Origin of the sequence: Caballeronia hypogeia, from assembly GCF_001544875.2 — a bacterium.
GTDB classification, from domain to species: Bacteria; Pseudomonadota; Gammaproteobacteria; order Burkholderiales; family Burkholderiaceae; genus Caballeronia; species Caballeronia hypogeia.
Window position 1 is genome coordinate 474,391 of record NZ_FCOA02000002.1, and the last position, 24,011, is coordinate 498,401.

At 63.6% G+C, this 24,011-nt stretch carries 24 protein-coding genes; 5 read left to right on the plus strand and 19 right to left on the minus strand.

Annotated elements, in window-relative coordinates:
- Positions 1-18: 18 nt before the first annotated feature.
- Positions 19-1,167 carry a zinc-dependent alcohol dehydrogenase gene (locus tag AWB79_RS05420; protein WP_198398969.1) on the minus strand — a complete coding sequence of 383 codons (1,149 nt, stop codon included), beginning with the start codon at positions 1,165-1,167 and terminating at the stop codon, positions 19-21.
- A gap of 441 nt (positions 1,168-1,608) precedes the next feature.
- Here AWB79_RS05420 and flhD point away from each other — a divergent pair, with 441 nt between their 5' ends.
- Together flhD and flhC are read left to right on the plus strand one after the other, a co-directional pair.
- Complete coding sequence (flhD, locus tag AWB79_RS05425) at positions 1,609-1,938, plus strand: flagellar transcriptional regulator FlhD (protein ID WP_061166497.1); 330 nt, start codon at positions 1,609-1,611, stop codon at positions 1,936-1,938.
- A gap of 22 nt (positions 1,939-1,960) precedes the next feature.
- Complete coding sequence (gene flhC / locus AWB79_RS05430) at positions 1,961-2,566, plus strand: flagellar transcriptional regulator FlhC (protein WP_061166498.1); 606 nt, start codon at positions 1,961-1,963, stop codon at positions 2,564-2,566.
- Positions 2,567-2,572: 6 nt separating this feature from the next.
- Here flhC and AWB79_RS39995 read toward each other — a convergent pair whose 3' ends face one another.
- The 6 genes from AWB79_RS39995 to AWB79_RS05455 form a co-directional block, all read right to left on the minus strand.
- Positions 2,573-2,749, minus strand: coding sequence for a hypothetical protein (locus tag AWB79_RS39995; protein WP_198398970.1), 177 nt, complete (start codon positions 2,747-2,749; stop codon positions 2,573-2,575).
- Between the two features lie 52 nt (positions 2,750-2,801).
- A complete protein-coding gene (locus tag AWB79_RS05435; RefSeq protein WP_061166337.1) occupies positions 2,802-3,551 on the minus strand; it encodes an IclR family transcriptional regulator in 750 nt (249 codons plus the stop codon).
- A gap of 83 nt (positions 3,552-3,634) precedes the next feature.
- Positions 3,635-4,387 (minus strand): amino acid ABC transporter ATP-binding protein, encoded by a 753-nt coding sequence (locus AWB79_RS05440; RefSeq protein WP_061166338.1) that lies wholly within the window; start codon positions 4,385-4,387, stop codon positions 3,635-3,637.
- Positions 4,384-5,028 carry an amino acid ABC transporter permease gene (locus tag AWB79_RS05445; protein ID WP_061166339.1) on the minus strand — a complete coding sequence of 215 codons (645 nt, stop codon included), beginning with the start codon at positions 5,026-5,028 and terminating at the stop codon, positions 4,384-4,386. Before AWB79_RS05445 ends, AWB79_RS05440 begins: the two co-directional genes overlap by 4 nt.
- Positions 5,029-5,049: 21 nt before the next feature.
- A complete protein-coding gene (locus AWB79_RS05450; protein ID WP_061166340.1) occupies positions 5,050-5,766 on the minus strand; it encodes an amino acid ABC transporter permease in 717 nt (238 codons plus the stop codon).
- Between the two features lie 56 nt (positions 5,767-5,822).
- On the minus strand, positions 5,823-6,668 hold the full coding sequence (locus AWB79_RS05455) for an ABC transporter substrate-binding protein (protein ID WP_061166341.1): 846 nt from the start codon (positions 6,666-6,668) through the stop codon (positions 5,823-5,825).
- 236 nt (positions 6,669-6,904) lie between these two features.
- On the opposite strand from AWB79_RS05455, the gene AWB79_RS05460 reads away from it, so the two are divergent.
- Entirely contained in the window at positions 6,905-7,204 is a 300-nt protein-coding gene (locus tag AWB79_RS05460; RefSeq protein ID WP_061166342.1) for a DUF4148 domain-containing protein, read from the plus strand.
- Positions 7,205-7,347: 143 nt separating this feature from the next.
- Positions 7,348-8,178: an alpha/beta hydrolase gene (locus AWB79_RS05465; RefSeq protein WP_061166343.1), complete on the plus strand. Its 831-nt coding sequence runs from the start codon at positions 7,348-7,350 to the stop codon at positions 8,176-8,178.
- Here the strand turns inward: AWB79_RS05465 and AWB79_RS05470 are convergent.
- The 12 genes from AWB79_RS05470 to AWB79_RS05525 form a co-directional block, all read right to left on the minus strand.
- Complete coding sequence (locus AWB79_RS05470; protein ID WP_061166344.1) at positions 8,165-8,944, minus strand: hypothetical protein; 780 nt, start codon at positions 8,942-8,944, stop codon at positions 8,165-8,167. The genes AWB79_RS05465 and AWB79_RS05470 overlap by 14 nt on opposite strands.
- A gap of 294 nt (positions 8,945-9,238) precedes the next feature.
- The gene (gene apnL, locus AWB79_RS05475) at positions 9,239-11,149 is read right to left on the minus strand and encodes a D-apionate lactonase (RefSeq protein ID WP_061166345.1); all 1,911 of its coding nucleotides are present in this window, start codon (positions 11,147-11,149) and stop codon (positions 9,239-9,241) included.
- Positions 11,146-12,189 (minus strand): Gfo/Idh/MocA family protein, encoded by a 1,044-nt coding sequence (locus AWB79_RS05480; RefSeq protein WP_061166346.1) that lies wholly within the window; start codon positions 12,187-12,189, stop codon positions 11,146-11,148. Before AWB79_RS05480 ends, apnL begins: the two co-directional genes overlap by 4 nt.
- 4 nt (positions 12,190-12,193) lie before the next feature.
- A complete protein-coding gene (locus AWB79_RS05485) occupies positions 12,194-13,261 on the minus strand; it encodes an ABC transporter permease (protein ID WP_061166347.1) in 1,068 nt (355 codons plus the stop codon).
- A 10-nt stretch (positions 13,262-13,271) separates the two neighbouring features.
- Positions 13,272-14,825 carry a sugar ABC transporter ATP-binding protein gene (locus AWB79_RS05490; protein ID WP_061166348.1) on the minus strand — a complete coding sequence of 518 codons (1,554 nt, stop codon included), beginning with the start codon at positions 14,823-14,825 and terminating at the stop codon, positions 13,272-13,274.
- On the minus strand, positions 14,822-15,481 hold the full coding sequence (locus AWB79_RS05495) for a DUF2291 family protein (protein WP_061166349.1): 660 nt from the start codon (positions 15,479-15,481) through the stop codon (positions 14,822-14,824). Before AWB79_RS05495 ends, AWB79_RS05490 begins: the two co-directional genes overlap by 4 nt.
- 72 nt (positions 15,482-15,553) lie before the next feature.
- On the minus strand, positions 15,554-16,489 hold the full coding sequence (locus tag AWB79_RS05500) for a D-ribose ABC transporter substrate-binding protein (protein WP_061166350.1): 936 nt from the start codon (positions 16,487-16,489) through the stop codon (positions 15,554-15,556).
- 54 nt (positions 16,490-16,543) lie between these two features.
- Complete coding sequence (locus AWB79_RS05505) at positions 16,544-17,788, minus strand: ribulose-bisphosphate carboxylase large subunit family protein (RefSeq protein WP_061166351.1); 1,245 nt, start codon at positions 17,786-17,788, stop codon at positions 16,544-16,546.
- A complete protein-coding gene (locus tag AWB79_RS05510) occupies positions 17,785-18,735 on the minus strand; it encodes an SMP-30/gluconolactonase/LRE family protein (protein WP_061166352.1) in 951 nt (316 codons plus the stop codon). Before AWB79_RS05510 ends, AWB79_RS05505 begins: the two co-directional genes overlap by 4 nt.
- A 24-nt stretch (positions 18,736-18,759) precedes the next feature.
- Positions 18,760-19,764 (minus strand): ABC transporter permease, encoded by a 1,005-nt coding sequence (locus AWB79_RS05515; protein WP_061166353.1) that lies wholly within the window; start codon positions 19,762-19,764, stop codon positions 18,760-18,762.
- Entirely contained in the window at positions 19,761-22,217 is a 2,457-nt protein-coding gene (locus AWB79_RS05520; protein WP_061166354.1) for an ATP-binding cassette domain-containing protein, read from the minus strand. Before AWB79_RS05520 ends, AWB79_RS05515 begins: the two co-directional genes overlap by 4 nt.
- Positions 22,218-22,241: 24 nt before the next feature.
- Entirely contained in the window at positions 22,242-23,270 is a 1,029-nt protein-coding gene (locus AWB79_RS05525; protein WP_061166355.1) for an ABC transporter substrate-binding protein, read from the minus strand.
- 379 nt (positions 23,271-23,649) lie between these two features.
- Here AWB79_RS05525 and AWB79_RS05530 point away from each other — a divergent pair, with 379 nt between their 5' ends.
- Positions 23,650-23,991, plus strand: coding sequence for a zinc ribbon domain-containing protein YjdM (locus tag AWB79_RS05530; protein WP_061166356.1), 342 nt, complete (start codon positions 23,650-23,652; stop codon positions 23,989-23,991).
- Positions 23,992-24,011: the final 20 nt, after the last annotated feature.

Sequence of the window (24,011 nt, forward strand, 5' to 3'; positions counted from 1 at the left end):
CGCTTTGTCCTCGCGTCCTTAGCAGCCTTCGGGATGATCGATCTTCACGACGACCTTGATCGCATCGTCGATACGCTCGCGTGCATAGCGCAGCGCCTCGGGCACATCCTTGAGCGGGAACGTATGCGTGTGAATCAGCTTCGCGTCGAAGCGCTTCTGCTTCATGAGCTCCGCCGCGCGATGTGTCGCGCTCTTGCCTTCGCCGCGAATGCCGTAGAGATAGATGTTGTTGCGCACGAGCGCCGCGACGTCGATGGGCACCGGCTCCGACGGAAATGCCGCGAGGCAGATGCGTCCGCCACGGCGCAGCATCAATGCGGCGTCGTTGACGGCGTTCGGCGCGCCCGAGCATTCGAGCACGTAATGCGCGCCACCGTGGGTGTACTCGCGCACTTTCGCGACGGCGTTCTCGTTGCGGACGTTGATGGTATGGTCCGCGCCTAGACGCTTGCCCATTTCGAGGCGATTGTCGCGCGTGCCGGTGAGGATGACTTCGCTCGCGCCCAGCGCCTTCGCGACGCCCACGCCCATCAGGCCGATCGGTCCCGGACCCATCACCACGACGGACTGACCTGCGATCAGACCCGCCGTGACATCGAGACCGTACATCGCCGTGCCGGCCGTAACGATCAGCGTCGCTTCTTCGTCGCTCATGTCGTCGGCCACATGCACGAGCGTGTTGACGTTGTTGATCGCGTATTGCGCGAATCCGCCGTCGGTCGTGAAGCCGTTGGCGCGATGGCCCTTGTTCATGTCGCCGTAGTTCTTGCCATAGTTCAGGCACGACGTGTACATGCCTTCGCGGCAGCGCTCGCAGCGTCCGCAGCCCGCGTGGACTTCCACGGCGACGCGATCGCCGATCTTGTATTCGTCGACACCCGGGCCGAGCTTCACCACGGTGCCCATGTATTCGTGGCCCGGCGTGAAGTTCTTGTTGAACGGCAGACCGCCTTGAATCTGCGCGGGCGGCCCGCGATGAATGATTTCGAGGTCGGTCGCGCACACGGCGATGGCGTCGATGCGCACGAGCACTTCGGCGGAGCCGGGCTGCGGCACGGGCTTCTCGGCGAGCGTGAGTTGATTCGGGTCGCCCAGCACCCAGGCCTGCATCGTGGAAGGAATATTGAACGAAGCCTCTTTGAAGGCGGGTTCGGTGACCATGTTCATCCGGCGTCTCCAGCGTGTTCAGGGGAGTGGCCGCGTATGCGGCCCGCTTGAATATCGCTTGCGCCGGCGGCTTTGTTTGCCTCGTGCGCATCGCGTTGAACCCACTTTGCGGGACCCGGAAATACCGGTCAAGCGAACGGCACGACGTTCATGGATGGCTGCAAGAAGTACGTCGAATTGTCCAAGTCCCGTGTTCGAAGCCGTACGCGGAATTGCATGTTTTACGGGAAAACCCGGAGACGGAAAGAGCGTCCGGCTTTGTCCGTTGCGCGCCGCGTGTCGCGCAACGACCGTTCCCCGCCTTGTGTCGCGGATACCAACTATTAACCGATCGCCCTTACCTATTGATTAATTCTATTTGTATGAGTATTGATCTGCGAAAAGCCGCCGCCTAGACTGTTATCGTTTAGTCGCTGCGGGGCATTCCTCTCCAGAATGAAAATGGATCAATCCATGAGCACTTCTGAAACGCAGGAAATCATTCGCGAGATCAATCTTTCTTATCTCATTCTGGCGCAGCGTCTTTTGCGTGAGGATCGTGCGATCGGCATGTTCCGACTCGCGTTGTCCGCTGAAGTCGCCGATCTGCTGGCTAATCTCTCGCTGCCTCAGGTCGCGAAACTGGCGTCATCGGATCAATTGCTGTGCGCGTTCCGCTTCAACGATCATCGGCTGCTGAGCGCGCTCACGCAGCCTCCCAGACACGCAGATATCGCCTCCACGCATGCGGCCATTCTGATGGCGGGCCAGCATATCGCGGAGTTCACCTGAGGCCCGACACATCATGAGCGCGATGAACAAAAAAACCGTGACCGAAGACGCGCAAGAAGTGTTTCGCGCGGTCGCGCTGATCGAACTCGGCGCGCGGATGCAAGTGCTCGAGAGCGAACTGGCGCTGTCCCGCGAACGTCTGATCAGGCTTTATCGCGAAGTGCGAGGCGTGTCACCGCCGAAGGGCATGTTGCCGTTTTCGGCCGACTGGTACATGCCGTGGCTGCCGAACATCCATGCATCGCTGTTCTTCAATACGTATCTCTTCATGAAGAAAGAAGCGAGTTGCTCGCATCTCGATGCGCTGACCAAGGGTTATCGGTTGTATCTCGAACATTGCGTCCGTAACGATGCCGAACCCGTGCTGGATCTCACGCGCGCTTGGACCCTAGTGCGCTTCTTCGAGGCCGAGATGCTGCAACTCACACCGTGCTGCCGATGCACCGGCAAGTTCGTCGCGCACAAGCACGACTTGCAGCGAGGCGTCGTGTGCGGCGCTTGTCAGCCGCCGTCACGCGCGGGCAGGACGAGAAAGGTCGCGGCGCGTGCGGCGGCGCAGGCCTTTACATCGGTCGCCGACGAGAATATCGGCGCAACACCCGACGATGTTCCTGCGCAGGCCGCCTGAGCCGCTCTAGGCGTCATCGCGCGGAAACAACGCTGCACTCACCGGTGCGTAATACGCGACGGCCTTGCGCAACAGGTCGTTCACTTCCCTGAGCGCCGTGTTCTCTTCTTCGAGTTCACTTATCCGCCGAAGCTGCGCCTGAAGTGTGCCTTCGTCATCATCATTCGCGACTTGCCCTGTCATGTTCTCTGGCCGATATCAAAGTGAAAGACGCCGACGCTAACGTCCACGCGCGCTATCGTTGCGACAGCGCCTTCGCCGATTGCAGAAGATCGTCGAGCATCGCCTGACGCCGTTCAGGGTCGGTATCGCGTCCCGTCATGAAGCACAGCGCCGCGATCGGCAGGCCGGCGCGATCGCGCACGGGCGCCGCCATGCACAGGCGAAATGCGTTCGACAGTCCTTCGGTGCAGCAATAACCCAGGTCCTTCGCGATCTGCACGTCGCGCATGAATTCATCGAAGTCGATACGCACGCCGTTGTCGAGCGTGAAATCCTCCTCGGGAATCAATGCGCGGATTTCGTCCGCGTTCATGTGGCCGAGCAAAAGGCGTCCGGTCGCGGTCCACGGAATAGCCACTCTCACGCCAATGTCCGAGCTGATATTGAACGGCCGCGCGCTGTTCTCGGACAGCACCACCGTGTACTTGTTACCTTCGAGCATGCACAACTGCGTGGTCTCGTCGTACTTGCGAACCAGCGCGAGAATCGACTGATGCGCGCGGCTGATGAGATCATTATGAGTCGCGTAGTCCGAGCCGTAGTAATGCATCTCCCGTCCGAAGAAGACGCTGCCATCGGCCGATGTCTCGAGCCAGCCCACTTCGGCGAGAATCGCGACCAGTTCATAGATGCTCGAGCGCGGCGCACCCGTGGCTTCGATCAGCTCGCGCATGGTCATGGGACGCTGCGCGAGATGCAATTGCCGGAACATGTCGATGACCCTGTCCACGCCTCGCGCGCGCGATGATTCTGTAACTGCCATGCATTCACTCCGTCAGTGCATTGGTTTCGAGTAACGCGAGTGTACGGTCTGGATATGCCAACGCGCCACGTTCATCCGCTGCATCAATGATCGAGCACGCGATGCAGGAACTGCCGGGTGCGTTCGTTCGCGGGATTGACGAAGATCTGCTCCGGCTCGCCCTGCTCCGCGATCACGCCACGGTCCATGAACACGACGCGGTCCGCGGTCTTGCGTGCGAAGCCCATCTCATGCGTGACGACGACCATCGTCATGCCGTCGCGCGCGAGTCCGCGCATCACTTCGGTCACTTCGCCGACGAGTTCGGGATCGAGCGCCGAGGTCGCTTCATCGAAGAACATGATGCCCGGCTCGACCGCGAGCGCCCGCGCGATCGCGACGCGCTGCTGCTGTCCGCCGGACAACTGGCTAGGGTAATGGTCCGCGCGTTCCGCGAGTCCGACGCGATCGAGCACTTCCATTGCGCGCTTGCGGGCATCGACGGGACTCATCTTGCGCGCCTTGATCAGCGCGAGCGTCACATTGCCGAGCGCGGTCTTGTGCGGAAACAGATTGAACTGCTGGAACACCATGCCGACGTGACCGCGAATCTCCCGCGCGCGCTTCGGATCGTGCAGCGGCACCTGGTTGACCCATACTTCGCCCGAGTCCGTGGTTTCGAGGCCCGCCATGATGCGCAGCACCGTGCTCTTGCCCGAACCCGATGCGCCAATGAGCACGAGCACTTCGCCCGCGCGCACCTCGAGATTGATCTCGTTGAGCACGCGCGTGGCTCCAAACGCCTTGCTGACGCCCGAAAGCGAGATGATGGACTTGGTCTGGCCTTGATCGTTCACGACAATCTCCTGCGGTCATGGTGGCGCACCCATTGCGAAAGCGGGAAGCACACGACGAAATAGATAACTGCGACGAGCCCGTAGATCTCCACCGGCTTGCCGATGCGATCGACGATCGCCTGGCCGCCGTGCATCAGCTCGGACATGCCGATCATGCTGACGATCGACGTGTCCTTGATGAGCGAGAGATACTGGCCGATCAGCGGCGGCAGTACGATCCTGCCGGTCTGCGGCAGCACGACGAACGCAAACGCCTGAGTGCGCGACAGACCTAGAATCTGCGAGACTTCCCACTGACCCTTCGGCACCGCCTCGATCCCGGCGCGGAACACCTCGGCGATATACGCGCCCTGGTACACCGAGAGGCCGATCACGCCTGCGGCGAACACATCGATCGCGTAACCGAAGTAAGAGACGCCGAAGTAGATGAACATCAGCGTGATCAAAACGGGCGTGCCGCGAAAGAGCTCTGTATAGAGTCTCGCGACGCGATCCGTGCCCCACGGTCCGAACGAGCGCAGCACGGCGGCCAGCAAGCCGATCAGCGTGCCGCCGACGATCGACGCGATGGACAGCAGCAACGTCGTCACGAGACCCTGAAGCAGGATCGACAGACTGGTTCTGAGCAATTCAATTGACATGTTCCGACTCCGTTGCGTGCATCAGGCGCGATTCGCGCGGCGCAAGCCAAGGCCGCCGAAGCGCGCGCGCGGCCGTACGACCAGCGGCGGATGAAACACCCGCGCGCCGAAGAGGCCCGCGAGCCACGACAGCACGTTGCTCAGCACCAGATACGCGACGAGCACCACCGCGAACGTCTGGATATAAAGCAGCGTGCGCGAGTTGATGACGGTCGCGGTGCCGGTCAGTTCCGGCAATGCGATGGCGGACAACAGCGACGTGCCGAGCAGCAGTTGAATCAGGTAATTGACGATCGCCGGATACACCGCGCGCGCCGCTTGCGGCAACACGATCTCGCTGAAGATCTGTCCGCGTTCGAGGCCGAGAATGCCCGCCGCTTCGATCTGCCCGCGCGGCACCGACTGTATGCCCGCGCGAAACACCTCCGACAGATACGCGCCGACGTTCAGCCCCAGCGCGATCACGCCCGCCCAGTACGCATCGAGCGCAATGCCCGCAGAAGGCAGGCCGAAGAACACGATGAAGATCTGCAGCAGCACCGGCGTATTGCGGATGATTTCGACGTAAGCCCGCGCGATGAAGCGGACGACGCCCATCGGCGACATGCTGGCCAGCGCCGTCACCAGCCCGAGCAACACCGCGAGCACGAACGCAAGCAGCGTCACCTGCAGCGTCAGCCAGCCGGCTTTCAGGAACTCGGGCACATAGCCCCACAAGGTTAGCCACTGATAACTCATCCGAGCCTCCGCATCGTTCCGGTCTCATGCGATATCGACATCACGTTTTCCCCGGCTCAGAACTGCGGATTGAGCGGATAACGGGGATCGGTGCCGAACCACTTCTTGTAGAGCTGCGCGTTCAGCTTCGACGCGTTGATGTTGAAGAGGAACAGGTTCAGGTAGTTGACCCACGCCTGATCGCCAGGCTTCACGCCGAACGCGTTGTATTCGAGCGGCACCAGTGCTTCATTCGTGACGGTCAGCTCGGGATCGAGCTTCGCCTGATACGCGAGGAAGTTGTTGTCCTCGATCATCGCGTCCGCCTGGCCCTGCTTCACGGCAAGAATCGCGGCCTGCGAGCTGTCGTACTCCTGGATCTTCACCGGAATGCCCAGCGCGCGGACTTCGTCGCCGTTGGTCGAACCCTTCACCGTCGCGATGGTGCGATTGCCCATGTCCTTGACCGACTGAATCCCGCTGCTCTTCTTGACCAGCAACGCTTCACTGGCGACCACGTACGGCGTCGTGAATTCGATGACCTTCGCGCGCTCCAGATTGCGCGTGAAGTTGCAGAACACGACATCGACCTTGCTGGTCTGCAGGTTCGGAATCCGGTTCGCGCTCGTCGTGTTCACCACTTCGAGCTTCACGCCCATCTGCTTGGCGAGCTCTTTGGCCAGATCGACGTCGTAGCCGTCCGGCTGGCCATCCTTGTCGTAGAAGCCGAACGGCGCGAACGTCAGGCAGTCGCCGACGCGCAGCGTGCCGCGCTGCAAGACCGTCTGAAGCGTAGAACCCGCCGCCGCGCCCGGCGCCCCGCCTTCGGCGGGCGTGGAAACCTTGGTGCACGCCGACAAGGCCAGCGCCCCGGCAATGACCAGCAGAGAGACAGTTCTGGCGCCGATGATCGAGAGTTTCATGTGCACGTCCTGATGGAAAAGTGGAATTAGGAACCGGTTCCAGAACTGTTTGACGCATACAGGGCGATCGCGTCTTACTCCGGTATCTGTCCGATATATCAGACAGACATCTGGCCAACCGGAATGAAATGAAGTGTTGGGTAAGAGAATTCCGAGCACAAGCCGCCCGAACCCCAATTGCATGCGTTATTTTGTTGATGTATCCGCGTGCATTACTCGACTGAAAGGACCAGGAAATGAAAATCTCGCCGATCCGCTGGCCGACGGTTCTCGCGCTGTCGATCCTGCTCACCGCATGCGTGAGCGGCGGCATGCCGCCCGGCGCGCCGCATCTGAGCGCAACGGAGTGCCGCGATCTCACGGCGCTCAAGAGCAACGCGCCGCCCACGCACGCGCGCAACATGAGCGAGTTGTCGGCGCTGCGCAAGGCGGGCTACGACCCGTCGCCGTTCTTCGATCCGTACTATCCGGACGATCTGCAACAGGCCCAGCGCCTGGTCGATCACTGGTACGCCTCGGAATGCCGGCCAACGTAGAAGCTGCGATTCGACGCACACTGCGCTGATCTTTGGCCGATGCCGCCGATACCTAACGCTCCGAACGATGCATTCCGCACGTACAGTCCTGCTCGTCGCCCGTTTAATACGACAGGAACATCACGAGCAGGGTTGAAGGCAATATGGCTGCAACGACGAGACGCAAATTCCTTTCGCTGTCACTGGTCGCATGTGCGGCTGGCGTAATCGCAGCGTTGGCGCGCGAGCATGACAATTCAGGCGGAATCGCTTATGGAACGGGGCCGCGTCAGCGGCTCGACGTGTATGCACCCGATACCGGCCCACGCACGAACCGGCCGGTGGTCGTGTATTTCTACGGCGGCGCGTGGCAAAGCGGGCAACGTTCGGATTCACGCGGCGTGGCGAGCGCGCTCGCCGCGCAGGGATTCGTCGCGATCGCGGCGGACTATCGCAGCTATCCGGACGCGGTCTTTCCGGCCTTTCTCGACGACCCCGCGGCCGCCGTGCGCTGGGCGCGCGATCACGCGCGCGAATTCGGCGGCGATCCGCAACGCATCTTCATCATGGGGCATTCGTCGGGCGCCCATATCGCGGCGATGCTGGCCACCGATCCGCGCTATCTGGCCGCGCACGGCGTCTCGAACGCGTCGCTTGCCGGGATGATCGGACTCGCGGGTCCGTATGCCGCTATCCCGACGACGGACCCGCACATGGACGTAATCTTTCCGCAGGCGCTACGTCAGCGCGCGTTGCCCGTGGAACTCGTCACCGGACACGAACCGCCGATGCTGCTCGGCGCCGGCACCGACGATGACGATGTCGATCCCCGCAACAGCGATCGTTTCGCGGCTGCGTTACGCGCGCATCACGACGCGGTCGAACTGAAAAAATATCCGGGTTACGGCCACACTACGGTCGTCGATTCTTTCTCGGAGAGACCTGGCGACTCGCCGGTGCTGGCCGACGTCACCGCGTTTATCAACGCGCACTGACCGCGGCGGTGGCCATCAGCCATTTCGATCCCGCGACGACGAACGCATCCGAGCGATTCGGCAACGTCAAGGCCGCAAGCAACTGATTGTTGCTGACGAACACGACACCCGAAAGCGTCGCGCCGGAATAGTAGCAAGGCGACGGGCCGAACGTGATCGTCGCATCGAGCACGTCGGTGTTGCCGTGCGGCGTCGCGGTTCCCGTGAAGGTGCAGCCGCTCGCGCCCGCGCCTTTGATCGAACCGTCGTCGCCTATCGTGAAGGTCGCGGTCTCGCCGCCTCGCGTCGATCCTGCCGAGCCCGAGTATTTTCCCGCGACGGCGGACAGCGCGACAGGACGCTCGTAGTTTGCGTCGTAGAGCACGTTGAATTTGGTGCTGCTCTGTTTCGCCGCGCTCGTGTAAATCGCGCCCTGAACGCTGTTCTTTTCGTTGTAGCCCGCGAGGATCGGCGTATCGCTGGCGCTTTTGCCGCTGATGTCGAACGTGCGCGCGTCGCTGGACTGGAATGTGCCGTGCGCGGCGGATGCCGTGCCCTGGACCAGGCCTAGCGAATCGGTGGACGAGTCCGCATACACGAAATAAAATGCGCCCGAATCGAGCACGACTCCGCCCACGGTGTTGTCGTTCGCATCGGTTCCGCCATAAAGACCCTGCGCGGCATTGATCGCGGATGCGGCCGACACGCTCGAGTTGTCATCCGATCCACCACCACCGCATCCGGCCGCAACGATTGTCAGTGCAGACAATGCAACTACGAGTTTCATGCTTGACCCGATATCGAATCTTGCGCAGGTCGCAAGATGATTAATGAGCTAATTCGGGCTTTTGAATCGGGATGGGAACTCACCGGATATGCAAAGCCCGAGGCCGCACCTGATTCCTTGGAATCAGGCTGTCGTCCGGGATAACGGCTTGAAGGGAGAGAAACTTGAGGATGTGCGTGGAATCGGTATGGTGACCGATTCCACGAGCGGCTCGCAAGCGAGCAGGTCGCAATAAAGCAGGTGTGGGGCCGAAACAATTATCGGCCGGGGAGGATTTGAAATCGGGATCTGAAACTAAGTCGAAATCATGCAGGCATATGGCCGCAATAATATCGGCCGTGGAGTATCGATCTCCGTCTCGCGCGCACCCTCTTCGTCGATCAGCAACGCTTCGAAAGATGCATCGACATTTCGAAATTCGAGCCGCAACTCGCGCGGCTTGCCGGTCAGATTGGCGATCACCACACGCATTTGCCCTTGTGCATTACGCGCAGCCACGCAAGCGATTCCGGCGCGATCATTCGACACCGCCGCGATCCTGTTCCATCCCGCCATCGCAGCGAGCGCGCGGGCCACTGCGAACATCGGATAGCGCTTCACGCCGTCCGCGACGTCGGCGAGACCGCGCTCGCCAGTCAGCGCACCGAGGGTAAAGGTCTCGACGCGCGCGCCCTCCAGCGCTGCGGCATAACCCGCCAGCCACGCAGCGCCGAACAACGCGGTCTGTCGCGGGTCGAAGCTCGCCATCGCGATGCGTTCGCCATTTGGATTCGGCATCACGCGCGAACCGTATGGATTCTGCCGCATGCCGATCGACACCGGACCGATCGCATATGCCTGCTCGCCGATCAGCGCGCGGCACGAACGCGCGATGTGCGGAATGGCTTCGAGCGTTTGCATGACGCTGCGATCGTCGGCTGCGTGGACGATGGGACAGGTCGCGTGCGTCGTCCAGTCGACGAGTTCCAGCGGCGGACGCTTGCGATTGAGCTCGGTGAAATAACTGAGCATGCCGCCGCCGATTCGCAGCGCCGGAAAGGCCCGGCGCGCGGCGCGATACACCTCGTCGAGCGGCGGGCACGGCGGGCTGATGCTTCCTGGCGGATTCGACTGTCGATGCACCGACGGACTGACGACGATACCCACGATTCGAAGCGTCGCCGCCTCGATCATGACGGATAGCGCATCGAGTTCGGCGCACGGTTCATCGACGCCGGGCAGCGCATATTCAAGCACAGCGTCGATACGCGAACGCCGCTGCAATTCGGCGAATCGTTCGAGTTCGCGCACGCCGTGACCCGACGTCGGATCGAATGAAAGCGTGAGTTGACGCGGCGCGAGCTCCTCGAGCAGATCGAGATGCGCGAGCGCGTCGTCTATCTCGCCTGCCGCGATTGCCACGCCGAGCGCAGGCATCGTTTCGAACGCGTCTTGTGCAGTATCCAGCGTGATCGTCACGCGCTCGTTCCGCGCCGCGGATGACGAATCCCGCGCGTCGTTCCCTGCATCCACCCTCAGCGTGACGCTCTGATTTTCCGTCACGCCCGCATCGAGCGTATAGGGCCACGGCAAGGCGAGCGGCCGCGAATAGGTCTTGAACGATGCATCCGACCAGTTGCGCTGGTCTTCCATCTCGAACACGTCGCCCGTGAATGCACATCGCACCGTGAACCCGCACGCGAGATCGTGTTCGATCGAGCGGATGTCCATGAACGGCTGCCACGGATCGATCAGTTGCGCAAACGCGGACGCCTCGCGCGTGCCGTCTCCATGTTCGACGCGAGCGGATGCGCCCGCCACGCCGTCGACAGGATGCAGCACGCAGAAGCCGCAACGCGCCGTGAGAAACGCGTCATGCGCGGTCACCGACGCATCGAAGCTCAGCGCGCCACCGGCGTCGCAGACGATGGAGAGGTCGTAGGAGAGCGCATGCCCATCGGGATTCGCACATCGCGCACGATAGCGAATGCGAAACTCGCGCTCATTCTCATCGATCGCGATACCGGTCGGCATCGGCCGGCAGGTACCCCAGTCCTTGTCGCGAACGACGAACGCGACCGAGCGGATCACTTCGACATCGCGATAACGAATGTCGCGCAGTGCGCCGTCGATCAGAAGCGCCGACCACGGTCCTGCCTGCATGCGCCGCTCTTCTTCCACCGCTTGCGTCGTGCCGTAGCGCGCCATCGCGACATTCACGCTCATCGCGCCTCCTTTCTGAACTCCGACATATCGACACTGCGCGCTTCCCGCGCCGACAGATAAGTCGCCTCGACGAGCGCGAGCGTCTCGAGATTGTCGCGGCCGCTCGTCGCGGGTTCGAGACCGCTGCGCAGACAGTCGATCCAGTGCGCCTGAATGCTCGCCACGCTGCCCTGAATCGCTTCCCAGGGCGTGCTCATCCACGACAGCGCACGCGGCGCGACGTCGCGGATTTCCGTGCCCTCGCCGGAATGGATCTGCAAGCGATAATCCGCGAACAGCCGCAGCGTCCCCGCCGAACCATCCACTTCGATGAGCGTCTGGGGAAACAACTCGCGCGGCAGCCGCGTCGCATAACTGCAGTCGACGATGCTGTTCACGCCCTGCTCGTGACTCAGCATGATGGTCGCGACGTCCTCACCCTTGATCGACGGATTCACGCTCGACGTGCTCGCGCAAAGCCGCTCTACATCGCCGAACAGATAGCGCGCGATATCGAGCACATGAATGCCCAGATCTTCCACGATGAATCGCTCCTGCTCCGCGAGATACGGCTGGCCGCTGAATACATCGAATCCCGATCGGAACGACACGCGTCCCCAGAAAGGCGTGCCGATCACGCCGCCATGCAAGGCTGCGCCAACCGCCTGAATCGCGCTCTGCCAGCGGAAGTTTTCATGCACCATCAACGGCACGCCGGCGTTGCGGCATGCACCGACCATGGCGCGGGCGTCGTCGAGCGAGCGCGCGAACGGCTTCTGACAGATCGCCGCGACCTTCGCGCTCGCGGCGAGTTCGACCAGCGCCCGGTGGCTCGAAACGGTCGTCGCGATATCGACGAAATCGAGCGCTTCGTCGCGCAGCATCGCGGCGGCGTCCGTGTACAGACGCGCGATGCCGAACTCGCGGCCGGCAGCCTGAAGCCGCGACTCATCGGCATCGCACAGCGCGACGATCCTCACATCCGACATCTCGCGCCACGCGTGCACATGATTGCGCGAGAAGAACCCGCAACCGATCAATGCGCCTTTGAATATCGTCATCGCTTCACGCCCCCGTCGCGGCCTGCTTTTGCAACGCGAAACGTTGCTGCACGCGCCGCTGAATCTGATCGACGACCACCGCCGCCACGATCACCACGCCCTTGATGACGGTCTGCCAGAACGCGCTCACGCCCATCATCACGAGACCGTCCGACAGAATGCCGATCACGAACGCGCCGATTATCGTGCCGCCGATCTTGCCGCGCCCGCCCGACATCGATGTGCCGCCGAGCACCGCCGCCGCGATCGCGTTGAGCTCGAAGGTTTCGCCGCTCATCGGATGCGAGGCGACGAGTTCCGACGAAATGATGAGCCCGACGATCGCCGCGCAAAAGCCCGAGAACATGTAGACGAACATCTTCACGCGGTTCACGCGCACGCCGGAGAGTTGCGCCGCGCGCTCGTTGCTGCCCACGGCATAGATCTGCCGTCCGAGCGGCGTGCGTCCCGCGATATACGCGGCAGCGAGGCCGACCAAGACCAGCAGCCAGATAGTCAACGGTATGCCCGCGATGCTCGCGCCGCCGATCACCGGAAAGCCGGTCGTGCCGTAGTCGGGATTGCCGGTGAGGTTCGGAAAGGTCTCGCCGTTCGACGACAGCAACGCCGCGCCCCGCGCGATATACAGCGTGCCGAGCGTCGCGATGAACGGCGCGACGTTCAGCCGCGTGATGAGCAGCCCGTTGATCGCGCCGACGGCCACGCCCGTCAGCAACGCGACCACGACCACTTCGGGCACGCTCAGATAGAGCGTGTATTCCTCGCCTATCGGAATGCCGTTGAGGATCAGCCCGCCCGCCACCATGCCCGACAGCCCGACGATCGACCCCACCGACAGATCGATGCCGCCCGCGACGATCACGAAGGTCATGCCGATCGCGAGGAACGCGTTGAGCGCGACGTGACGCGACATGATGAGCAGGTTCTCCCAGCTCAGGAAGTTATGAGCCGCGAACGAGAAGAAGATCGCCACCGCGAACAGCGCGATGAACGTGCGCAGCTTGAGCAGCAACAGCAGCGGTGCGGCGCTCAAGCCGGCGCCGGGTGCCTCGCCCTTCATGATGATCGCCATGCAGGTTTCCTCATGCGTTGATTGTGTCGATGGACGCATCCGCGCGAGCCGCGCGATGCCCGATAGCCGATGCGGCGACGAGCGCGTCCTGGGTCGCCTCGGCGGCTTCGAATTCCGCTGTCACGCGGCCGTTCGACATCACCAGGATGCGGTCGGACAGCGCCATCACTTCTTCCAGATCCGACGTGACGAACAGAATGCCGAGCCCTTTCACCGCGAGATCGCGCATGACCTTGAAGATGTCGGCCTTGGCGCCCACGTCGATGCCGCGGCTCGGTTCATCCATCAGCAGGACGGTGGGCGTGGTCATCAGCGCGCGCGCGATCACCACCTTCTGCTGATTGCCGCCCGATAGCGAACTGACCGGCAGGCGCCAGTCCGCGACCTTGATCGCGAGTTCACGAATGTGCTGGCCGATCGAACGCTGCTCGCGCTCCGTGCTGATGTGAAAGCCGCGCGCGAACTCGCCGAGACTCGCAATCGTCATGTTCTCGCCGATCGAAAGCACGGGCAGCAGCGCGTCGCTCTTGCGGTCCTCGGGAATCATCGCGATGCCCGCGGCCACGCGCCCCGCCACGCTTTTGCCTTGCAGCGGCTTGCCATTCAGCACGATCTCGCCTGTTGCGAGCGGATGACAGCCGAGAATGCATTCGAACAACTCCGAGCGCCCCGCGCCCATCAAACCGTAGATGCCGACGATCTCGCCCGCATGCAGCGCAAGCGAAACGTGATCGACGGTCAGGCCCTTCGCCTTGCCCGGCAGACACACGGCGCGCACGTTCAGCACTTCCTTGCCGCGCGTGTGGCCAATGGGACGCGAGAAATCCTTCGTATCGCGCCCGACCATCTGTCGCACGATCCACGGCACGTCGACGTTCACCATCGGCTGATGGCCGGTGATGCGGCCGTCGCGCAGCACCGTGATGAAGTCGCCGATGCGGATCAGCTCTTCGAGCCGATGCGAGATATAGACGATCGCCACGCCATGCGCCTTCAGCTCAGCGATCACCCTGAACAGCACGTCCACTTCCGCCGCGCTCAGCGCCGAAGTGGGTTCGTCGAGAATCAGCACGCGGGCGTCGTGCGCGAGCGCCTTCGCGATCTCGACCAGTTGCTGCTGACCGATGCGCAGATCCTCGACGAGCGTATCCGGGCTCAGATCGAGTTCGAGCCGCTTCAGCAATTCGCGCACGCGCCGACGCTGCGCGCCTGCATCGATATCCACGCCGGCACGCGTGATTTCGTGCGCCATGAACACGTTCTCGGCAATCGAAAGATTCGGGAACAGGTTGAGTTCCTGATACACGATGCCGATGCCGCGCCGCAACGCATCCGCGCTGCTTTGCAGCTCGACCGGTTCGCCATCGAGCACGAGTCGTCCCGACGTGGGCCTCTCTGCGCCCGCGATGATCTTCATCAGCGTGGACTTGCCCGCGCCGTTCTCGCCGACGAGCACGTTCACGGCCGCGCGCCGCACCGCGAAATCGACTTCCTTCAGCGCGATGGTGCCGGGATATACCTTCGTCACGCCCTCGACGTTAAGCACGACATCGTCGGCGCTCATGGCTTCTCTCCCAGCGCAACCGCAAGCGGCACGACTTCGGGCTGTTCCGCCGACGAGTCGTAGGAGAAGGCGCCCGTCACCGTGATTTCCTTGCCCTGAAGCGCGTCGCGCGGCAGCGGCTTCATCACGTGCGTGGCCGCATAGCCGTTGAGCGCGGTGCCGAATTGCGCATATTCAATTTGATTGCGAAAGCTCGCGAAGTCGATGAAGTCGAGCGTGTCGCGCAAGGTCGTGCCGAGCACGGTCGGTCCGATATCGACGATCACATCGGCCTTGCCGTCGCCATCGACATCCACGCCCACGGTGCCCTGGCTCGATTGCGTATCGACTTCCACGATCTTGCCGTGCAGCTTCGTCGGGAAATTCCACGGCGCGCTGTCGTCCTTGCCGCGATAGCCGTACTTGTGGCCGGCCGCGTCGGGGTCGGCCTTGATCGCGTCGCGCAAGGTCTTGTAGTCGGTGGCGCGCTTGTCGATATCGGGCACGATCTTCGTGCTCCACATCGAGGCGACCATCGCATTGGGATCGTAGCCCGCCGATGCGTACGCATCGCGCGAGCGCTTCGACGCCTGGGCGTCGTGCTTCACCAGCTTGCAGCCGTGCAATGCGCCGCTCATCACCATGACGACGAGCGCGCCGCAGATGCAACCTCTCATGTGTTCACCTCATGCCGCACCGCGAATGGAAGGCGCGCCGCGGAGCGCCGATGCGCCCCACAGCGCCGAGGTTCAGCGCAACGCGAACATGTCGAGCTTGCCCGCGTTCGCCTTCGTAATCAGCGAACAGTTGATGAGCTGCTTCTCGGGTTTGCCGGTCGCGCCGGTTTTCAGATACTTGTCGGCCTGCTCGACGGCTTCGTTCGCAGCCTGTGCGGCGGGCTGCAGCACGGTGGCGCGAATCTCGTCGCGCTTGATCGCATCGCGCACGTCGTTGCTGCCGTCGAAGCCGACCACGATCACGTCGGAACGCTTGGCGGCCTTCAGCGCGGCGGAAGCGCCCATCGCCATGGTGTCGTTGCCGGCGATCACGCCTTTGATATCCGGATGGCTCTGCAGGATGGTTTCCATCACGCGATACGCTTCTGTCTGGCTCCAGTTGGCGGATTGCCGCTCGACCATCTTCATGTTCGGGAACTGGTCGATCACGTCGTGATAGCCCTTCGAGCGAATCCCCGCGTTGATATCCGACTCACGCCCGACCAGCTCGACGTAGTTGCCCTTCTCGCCCAGCGCCTTGACGAACGCGCGGCCGCCCAGTTGCGCGCCCTGATAGTTGTTGGAGACGATCTGCGACACCGCGATGCCCGTCGCGTTGATTTCGCGGTCGATCAGAAACGATGGAATACCCGCGTCCTTCGCCTTCTTGACAGCGGAGATCGACGCTTCCGAACCGGCGTTGTCGAGCACGATGGCCTTCGCACCCCGCGCGATCGCCGTATCGACGAGTTGCGACTGCTTGTTGGCGTCGTCGTCGTGGACCAGCACGATGGTGCTGTAGCCGAGGGCCTTGGCGCGCGCATCGGCGGTATCGGCTTCGGCCTTGAAGAACGGATTGTCGTGCGACGGCGTGATGATGGCGATCAGGTTCGCCGCCTGCGCGCTCGTCGTGCCGACGACCGCGCAAGCAGCCAACGCGAGCGCGAGCAAGTGCTTCGATGCTTTCATGTCTGTCTCCTTTGTGTTTCGTTATAGGGACCAGCGTTCATCAAGCTCAACAGCTCACTTCCAGAATTCGAGCGCGCCCTTCAGCGCGCGACTGCCCTCGGCATGTCGTTCGAGCGGCACGCCTTCCATCGCCGCAACCCATGATTCGCGCAAGGCCTCGACGCCCGCCGCGACGCCGTGCGGATGACCGAAGATGCCGCCGCCCGCCGTATGGATCAAATCCGCGCAGCCGATTGCCGCATACGTATCGGCCGCTTGCAATCCGGTCTGGCCCGAACTGAACACGGGCATTGCGTGCATCGGCGCTTCGTTCATCACCGGCGCGAGCACCGCGCGCGCCGCCGCGATCACGCTTTCATCGGGTTCGCTGAACTTGTTGCGCAAGCCGTTCACGTGCATGTGATCCGCGCCCGCGAGACGCCAAAGCATCTGCCACGGCGCGTAGTCCCAGCCGAGCGCTTCGCTGCGCGTCAGATAGCCCCAGCCCGCGCGATGCGCGTGAATCGGCAACTGGCTATGGCGGCGCAGCTCGTGCAGGCCGACTACGCCGACCGAGTTCAGCACGGCCATCACGCATGTTCCGCCCTGTTCGAGCACGAGATCGTGACGGCGCTTCATCTGATCGAGATCGCCCGTCACGTTGAACGCGACCATCACCTTCTTGCCGGTCCGTTCCGCGTGCTCGTTCACGACGCGCATCACCGCGCGCACGCGTTCGTCGAACGGGCAGTGCGAACCGTCGGCCTGCAATTCATCGTCCTTGATGAAGTCGATGCCGCCCGCCACCAGCTCCTTTACCTGCTCGGCGGTTTCCTCCGGCGAGAGCCCGACGCTCGGCTTGATGATCGTGCCGATCAGCGGACCGCGCGCGACGCCAGACAGCCTGCGCGTGCCTTCGATGCCGAACGCCGGCCCCGGATAGGCCGCCGCGAAGGACGCCGGCAAGCGCAAGCCGGTGAGCCGCAAGCCCGACACCTGCCGCAACTCGAACAGATTGCCCGCGATGGTCGACATCAGATTCGGCAGCGACGGCCCGAAGTTTTCGATCGGCCACGACAGCTCCAGAACGCACTGCGTATGGCGCTTCGATTGAATGCCGCCGGTGAGGCTCGGCTTGTCGCTGTGGCCCAGCACTTCCAGACGCTCGACGCGCGCGCCCGATCGCGCCTTGAGCTCGGGCGTCTCGTTGGGCAGCGCGACGAAGGTGCCGCTCGACTGCTCGCCCGCAATTGTCTCGGCGGCAAGCTGCGGGTCGACGCCGGTTTCGAGCCAGTACGTCGCGTGGATGCGTGCGGTCACGGGTTGCTCCTTGTCGATTCGTTTTCGGATGGAGCGGCGGGCCTGCGTGCGCCGGTGACAGGCAGCCTCACCGCGTAAAGCGAGGTCGTCGCGCAAATGAAAAGCTGGTTGTTTTGCGGGCCGCCGAACGCGACATTGGCGACGGGTTCGGGCGTGAGGATCTTGCCCAGCAGCGTGCCGTCGGGGTGATGGCAATGCACGCCATCGGCCGCGCCGGCCCAGAGGCGGCCGGCGTCATCGAAACGGAATCCGTCGAACATGCCATTCGTGCAGGTCGCGAAGACTTCGCCGCCGCGCAACTCGCGTCCGTGCACCTCGAACACGCGGATATGGCGCGGGCCGTCCTTCAGGTGCGTGACGCCGCTGTCGGCGATATAAAGCCGCTTCTCGTCCGTGCTGAACGCGAGCCCGTTCGGGCGCACGAAGTCATCGGCGACGATCGTGCACTCGCCGGTTTGCGCATCGATGCGATAAACATGACACGCGCCGATTTCCGAGGACGCGGCGTGACCTTCGAAGTCGTCGTCGATGCCGTAGGCGGGATCGGTGAACCAGATCGAGCCATCGGATTTCACGACGACATCGTTCGGGCTGTTCAGCCGCTTGCCCTGATAGTGGGACGCGAGCGTCGTCACGCTGCCGTCGTGTTCGATGCGCGTGACGGAACGCGAACCGTGTTCGCAACTCAGCACGCGTCCTTCGCGGTCGAGCGTGTGGCCGTTCGCATAGTTCGACGACGGCACGAAAACGCTCACGCTGCCATCGGTTTCGTCCCAGCGCAGCACGCGATCGTTCGGGATATCGCTCCACAGAAGATAGCGGCCGGCGGGCACGTACACCGGACCTTCGGCCCAGCGGCATCCGGTGAAGAGTTGCTGCACTTTCTCGCTGCGGCGCACGCACCGGTTGAAGCGTTCGTCCAGTTCGAGGAAATCACGCTCTGACATGATTTGCTGGCTCCGTTGGCTTCTTCAGGCCGCGTTCGGCGCCACCGCGCGCGCCTTTTTGATGGTCCTGCGCACCGCGCCGCCGCCCGCCAGCGCGAGCACCGTGATGATGACGACGCCCTGCACCACGTCCTGCATGCCCGGCGGCAGACCGGCTATCTGCATCGTCGTGACGACGAGCACGAGCAGCATGCTGCCGATGAGCGTGCCGAGCGGCGTCGCCGAGCCGCCGAAGATCAGCGTGCCGCCGAGCACCACCGCGCCGAGCGATTGCAGCAGATATGGCTGGCCCATTTCGAGGAACGCGCCGCCCACGTAGCCGCCCAGCAGCAGGCCCGCCACTGAAGCCAGAACGGAGCTCGTGAAGAACGCGCTGGCCGTCACCCACGACGTACGCACGCCCGCGAGCCGCGCCGCCCGCACGTTCTGGCCGACGGCGGAGAGCATGCGGCCATAGGCGGTGTATTTCAGCGTCAGCGAGAACAGCGCGGTCACGACGATGGCAACCAGCACGATCACCGGCATCGCGCCGATGCGGCCCGTCGCGATGTAATGAATCGCCGGCGCGACCCTGAAGCCGGGGATCGCGCGATTGGCGAGCAGCGTCGCGGTCGCGAGGATGTAGCCGCTGGCAAGCGTCGCGATGATCGACGGAATGCGGCACAGCACGACGAGACCGGCATTCACCGCGCCGACCGCGAGACCGAGCCCGAGCGTCGCCGCGATGCCCGGAACGAGCCGCGCGTCGCTGCCGCCCATCACGATCAGCGCGAGATACGCGGACAAGGTCATCACGCTGGCGATCGACAAGTCGATGTTGCCGCGCCCGGTCGTGACGACAGCCATCTGCCCCAGCGCGCACAGCGCGAGAAACGAGCTCGACACAGCCACGCCCGAAAGCGAGCTGATGCTGAAGTTGCGCGTGACGAGCGACAAGGCGATCCACAGCAGCACGACGGCGAGCGCCGCCCATGCCCAGCGGTTCCGCGCGCACCAGTCCGCGAGTTTTCTGGAGATTTGCTGATTCATTCTTCACTCCCGTTGCGGGTGACGAGCGAGCGCAGCGCCAGGATGACGACGAGCAACGCACCCTGCACCGCCGCGTTGAAATCCGAACTGACATTGAGCGTGCCGAGCAGCGCGCCGATTAGCGCCAGCGCGACCGATCCAGCGACCACGCCCGCCGGCGAGATGCGCCCGCCCATCAGGCTGCATCCGCCGATGACCACGCCCGCGACGCCCAGCAGCGTGTAGCTCGAACCCGAGTTGACGTCGCTCGCCGTATTGATGGCGGTGAGCGCGAGCCCCGCCGTGACGATGAACGCCGCCGCCACCACGTAGCGCAACGCGGCGTAACGCGGCGCGGACCAGCCGGCGCGCGCCATCGCGACCGGATTGTTGCCGAACGCGCGCAGCGAGACGCCGAGCGGCGAGCGGTCGAGCACCCACGCGGCGAAGCCCGCGAGCACGATCAGCACGAGCGAAGTCGGCACGCCCGGCACGGACCACGTGAACAGCGCGGAGAGCCATTCCGGGCTCGCGCCGCCCGGAGTCGGCTGCAACGTATGTCCGACGCCCATCCAGATGAACGACGCGCCCAGCGTGATGACGATGGCCGGAATGCGCCGCGCCTGAATCAGCCAGCCGAGCGCGCTGTAGGTCGCCATCGCGGCGATGAGGCTCGCGATCCCGAGCATCGGCTGATTGAAGAGGATCGTCGCGCTCAGTACGTTGACGAGTCCGGCGAACGCGCCCGCGCCGAGATCGATCTCGCTGCCGCCGACGACGAACATCTGCCCGAGCGCGACCAGCACCAGCGGCAGCGCCGGACCGAGCAGCAGATCGAGGCCGAAGACGCTGCCAGTGGCCGGATTCGCCAGCATCATCGCGGCGAAGACGATCGCGAGACTCAGGAACGGCGCCATCTGCACCACCCGCCGGCCGACGACGCCGGCGCCCCTGCGCGCCGCCTGAGACGTGGCGGCGCCGCCCGAAGGCTGCACGAAAGAAGCATCGACGATCGCCTGCTCGCTGATTTCCGCGCCGTTCAGTTCGCGCACCACATGGCCGCCCGCGAACACGAGCACGTGATCGCATTCGAGGAATTCGAGGTCTTCCGTCGAATGCCAGAGCACGAGCCGGCCCGAGCGCGCGACTTCCGCGACGAGCTTGTAGAAGTCGCGCTTGGCCGCGATATCGACGCCGCGCGTGGGATCGTCGAGCAGGATGATGGATGCTTCGGAGACCAGTGCGCGCGCCATCAGCGCCTTTTGCTGATTGCCGCCGCTCAGATCGAGAATGCCCGACGCGAGACGGCTCGAATCGAGACGCAGCCGTTCGGCCGCGTGGGATGCGATCTCGCGCTCGCCCGCATTCGTCACCAGCCGGAACGGCGAGCCCGACGCGAGACTGCCGATCGAAATGTTGGACAGCACCGTCCACAACGGAAACACGCCTTCGCGCTGCCGGTCGCCCGAAACGAAACTCGCCGCGCCGATGCGCTCGACCTTCGTCGCACTCCTGCGCGCCGCCGCGAAAATCTGATGCAGGACTTCCTTCTGGCCGCTGCCTTCGAGACCCGCGAGCCCGACAATCTGCCCGCGCCGCAACTCGATCGTGCCGCTGCGGGCCGCGCCGCCGGAGAGGCGCAGGCAGACCTCGCCGGTTGGGGCGTGGTGTTCGTCGCTTGCCTCGCGCAGCGCGGCGGCGGCTTCCCCGCCCATGAGACGCACGAGCACGGGCACCGACGCATCCGCGGCAGGCCCCGCCCATTCGAGCCTGCCATTGCGCAGCAGCACGACGCGCGTCGCCACATCGACGATCTCGTGCAGCTTGTGGCTGATGAAGATGAACGCGAGCCCTTCCACCGCCTTCGCGTGAATGTAGGCGCGCAACTGCCGGCTGCGTTCCAGCCCGAGCGACGAGGTCGGCTCGTCGAGAATCACGAGCTTGACGCCGGGCGCGGCCACCGTGCGCGCGATTTCGACCATCTGCCGCTCGCCGATGGGCAAGTGCCCCGCTTCGGCGTCCACGTCGATGCCGTGACCGGGAAACACCGCATCGAGCGCGCCACGCGCACGCTCGCGATACACGCCGCGCCAGCCGGGCCGCGCTTTCGCGTCTTCAGGCGCCTCCAGATAGAAGTTCTCCGCGACCGAGAGGTTCGAGCACAGCGACAACTCCTGATGCACGATGCGAATGCCGCGCTGCTGCGCGACGCCCGCATCGTAGGCGCTGGCGGCCTGCGCTTCGTCGCCGAAGTCGATCGTGCCCGAGTCGGGCGGGGTCGTGCCGCAGAGCATGCGCATCAGCGTGCTCTTGCCCGCGCCGTTGCCGCCGACCAGCCCGATCACGTCGCCGCAGGAAACGGTGAGCGAGATGTCGTCATTGGCGCGGGTCGGCCCGTAAATCTTGGTCAGATTGCTGGCGCGGACAATGAGCCGCGCGCGATTCTGCAGTTGCACCGTGTTGTCGCGGTTCATCACGCCTCCGCCTCGTGTAAGCCGTTACTTGCTGGCCAGAAGATTCTTGTCGACCCAGACCTGCGTATAGGTCGGGCTGACGATCATCCCCGACGGGCTGCCCACGTAATCCTTCAGGTTGTCCTGCGTGACGGTCGCCACCGGCATGATCATCTTCTTGGGCGGCTGCGCGCCCTTCACGAGCGACAGGCTCAGATAGAAGGCCGCCGCGCCGATGCCGGGCGTGGTGTTCATCGAAATGGTCGTGTAGCCGTTTTTCTTGTTCTGCGCGTCCCACCACTTGATGAAGTCGGTGCTGCCGCCGCCTTCGATCACCGGCATCTTGTCCTTGTACTGGCCGCCGTACTGCTCGAACGCCTGCGCGATGCCGAAGTCGTCGCTGCCGCCCTGACCGAGCACGGCATCGACGTGCGGCAGGCTCGGCAGCACGTTGGCGATCGCCGATTGCGCCACCGACGCCGTCGCCTGACCATAGACGGTCGCGACCACCTTGACGTCCGGATAGTGCTTGAGCACTTCGACCTGCGCGTTGTACATGTCGTTATCCGGCGCGGAGCCCTTGACGCCACGCACCTGGATGACATTGCCCTTGCCGCCGATCTTCTTCATGACCCACTCGGCTTCCTGCTTCTTGTAGCCCGTGAAGTCGAAGTTGAGCTGATAGTTGCACGGCGCGCTCGCGACGGAGTCGAACGAGACCACCTTGATGCCCGCCTGACACGCCTTCTGGATGATGCCGTTCACGGCGGTTTCCGATGCGGCGTCGACGGCGATCGCGTCGACCTTCTTCAGGATCAGCTCGGCGATCTGGCTGTTCTGCTGCGCCACCGAGCCATCGCCGTTCACGACGATGTAGTCGGCGATCTTGCCTTCCTGCTTCGCCTGTTTCGCTGCGGCGTCGAACGAATCGACCATCTGATGCCGCCAGGTGTTGCCGTAGTAGGCGTTGGCGAGCGCGATGACGGGTTTGTCCGGCGAGGCGGCGGCATTCTGCACGAGCGCCGGCGCGAGCGAGAGCGCGCCGATAGCGGCGACGAGCGTCTTCATCTTCATGTCTGTCTCCTGACATTTGCTGCCTCTTCACCGGTCGTGGCTTAAGGCATGCGGATGTGTGTTCTGCTTCTGTTCTGATGTTCACTGTAGTTAGGCAGGAGGGCCGGGACAATCGATTTGTTCTCGGCGAGCCGTGAGAAAAACTCAACCGCATATCCGGCGAAAGGCCCGCGTGGCCGTGGGCCAAGGCGATTCGGAGGGAGAAAGGGGAGAGATTTATGCAGGTCTGGGGGCCGCTGTCGGAACGGCCTGCGGCAAACGCGAGCCCGGCGCCGGATAACGCCCCAGATGACGCACCCGATGCCGGACCGCCCATCTCGAAAAAACCGCGCAATCCCGCCGCTATACTTGCGCGTTTTCCCGCACCAAAGGACCGCCGATGAGCACCTTGCCGCCCTGCCCTCAATGCCATTCCGAGTTCACCTACGAGGATGGCGCCATGCTGATCTGCCCGGAATGCGCGCACGAGTGGCCCGCGAACGCAGCCGAAACCGCCGAGCCGGCCGCGAAAATCTTCCGCGATGCGGCGGGCAACATCCTTCAGGACGGCGACACCGTCACCGTCATCAAGGATCTGAAGCTCAAGGGTTCGGGCGGCGTCATCAAGATGGGCACGAAGGTGAAGAACATCCGTCTCGTCGATGCCGATCACGACATCGACTGCAAGATCGACGGCTTCGGGGCGATGAGCCTCAAGTCGGAATTCGTCCGCAAGGCATGAACCCCAGCCTCCGCTGAAAC

Coding starts and splice junctions, on each gene's coding strand:
- AWB79_RS05520 (WP_061166354.1), bottom strand. CDS start 22,217: ATGAACCGCGACAACACGGTGCAACTGCAGAATCGCGCGCGGCTCATT.
- AWB79_RS05460 (WP_061166342.1), top strand. CDS start 6,905: ATGAAAATCTCGCCGATCCGCTGGCCGACGGTTCTCGCGCTGTCGATC.
- flhC (WP_061166498.1), top strand. CDS start 1,961: ATGAACAAAAAAACCGTGACCGAAGACGCGCAAGAAGTGTTTCGCGCG.
- AWB79_RS05435 (WP_061166337.1), bottom strand. CDS start 3,551: ATGGCAGTTACAGAATCATCGCGCGCGCGAGGCGTGGACAGGGTCATC.
- AWB79_RS05490 (WP_061166348.1), bottom strand. CDS start 14,825: ATGAGCGCCGACGATGTCGTGCTTAACGTCGAGGGCGTGACGAAGGTA.
- flhD (WP_061166497.1), top strand. CDS start 1,609: ATGGATCAATCCATGAGCACTTCTGAAACGCAGGAAATCATTCGCGAG.
- AWB79_RS05510 (WP_061166352.1), bottom strand. CDS start 18,735: ATGTCAGAGCGTGATTTCCTCGAACTGGACGAACGCTTCAACCGGTGC.
- AWB79_RS05470 (WP_061166344.1), bottom strand. CDS start 8,944: ATGAAACTCGTAGTTGCATTGTCTGCACTGACAATCGTTGCGGCCGGA.
- AWB79_RS05450 (WP_061166340.1), bottom strand. CDS start 5,766: ATGAGTTATCAGTGGCTAACCTTGTGGGGCTATGTGCCCGAGTTCCTG.
- AWB79_RS05530 (WP_061166356.1), top strand. CDS start 23,650: ATGAGCACCTTGCCGCCCTGCCCTCAATGCCATTCCGAGTTCACCTAC.
- AWB79_RS05515 (WP_061166353.1), bottom strand. CDS start 19,764: ATGAATCAGCAAATCTCCAGAAAACTCGCGGACTGGTGCGCGCGGAAC.
- AWB79_RS05495 (WP_061166349.1), bottom strand. CDS start 15,481: ATGAGAGGTTGCATCTGCGGCGCGCTCGTCGTCATGGTGATGAGCGGC.
- AWB79_RS05485 (WP_061166347.1), bottom strand. CDS start 13,261: ATGGCGATCATCATGAAGGGCGAGGCACCCGGCGCCGGCTTGAGCGCC.
- AWB79_RS05420 (WP_198398969.1), bottom strand. CDS start 1,167: ATGAACATGGTCACCGAACCCGCCTTCAAAGAGGCTTCGTTCAATATT.
- AWB79_RS05525 (WP_061166355.1), bottom strand. CDS start 23,270: ATGAAGATGAAGACGCTCGTCGCCGCTATCGGCGCGCTCTCGCTCGCG.
- apnL (WP_061166345.1), bottom strand. CDS start 11,149: ATGAGCGTGAATGTCGCGATGGCGCGCTACGGCACGACGCAAGCGGTG.
- AWB79_RS05480 (WP_061166346.1), bottom strand. CDS start 12,189: ATGACGATATTCAAAGGCGCATTGATCGGTTGCGGGTTCTTCTCGCGC.
- AWB79_RS05445 (WP_061166339.1), bottom strand. CDS start 5,028: ATGTCAATTGAATTGCTCAGAACCAGTCTGTCGATCCTGCTTCAGGGT.
- AWB79_RS39995 (WP_198398970.1), bottom strand. CDS start 2,749: ATGACAGGGCAAGTCGCGAATGATGATGACGAAGGCACACTTCAGGCG.
- AWB79_RS05500 (WP_061166350.1), bottom strand. CDS start 16,489: ATGAAAGCATCGAAGCACTTGCTCGCGCTCGCGTTGGCTGCTTGCGCG.
- AWB79_RS05465 (WP_061166343.1), top strand. CDS start 7,348: ATGGCTGCAACGACGAGACGCAAATTCCTTTCGCTGTCACTGGTCGCA.
- AWB79_RS05455 (WP_061166341.1), bottom strand. CDS start 6,668: ATGAAACTCTCGATCATCGGCGCCAGAACTGTCTCTCTGCTGGTCATT.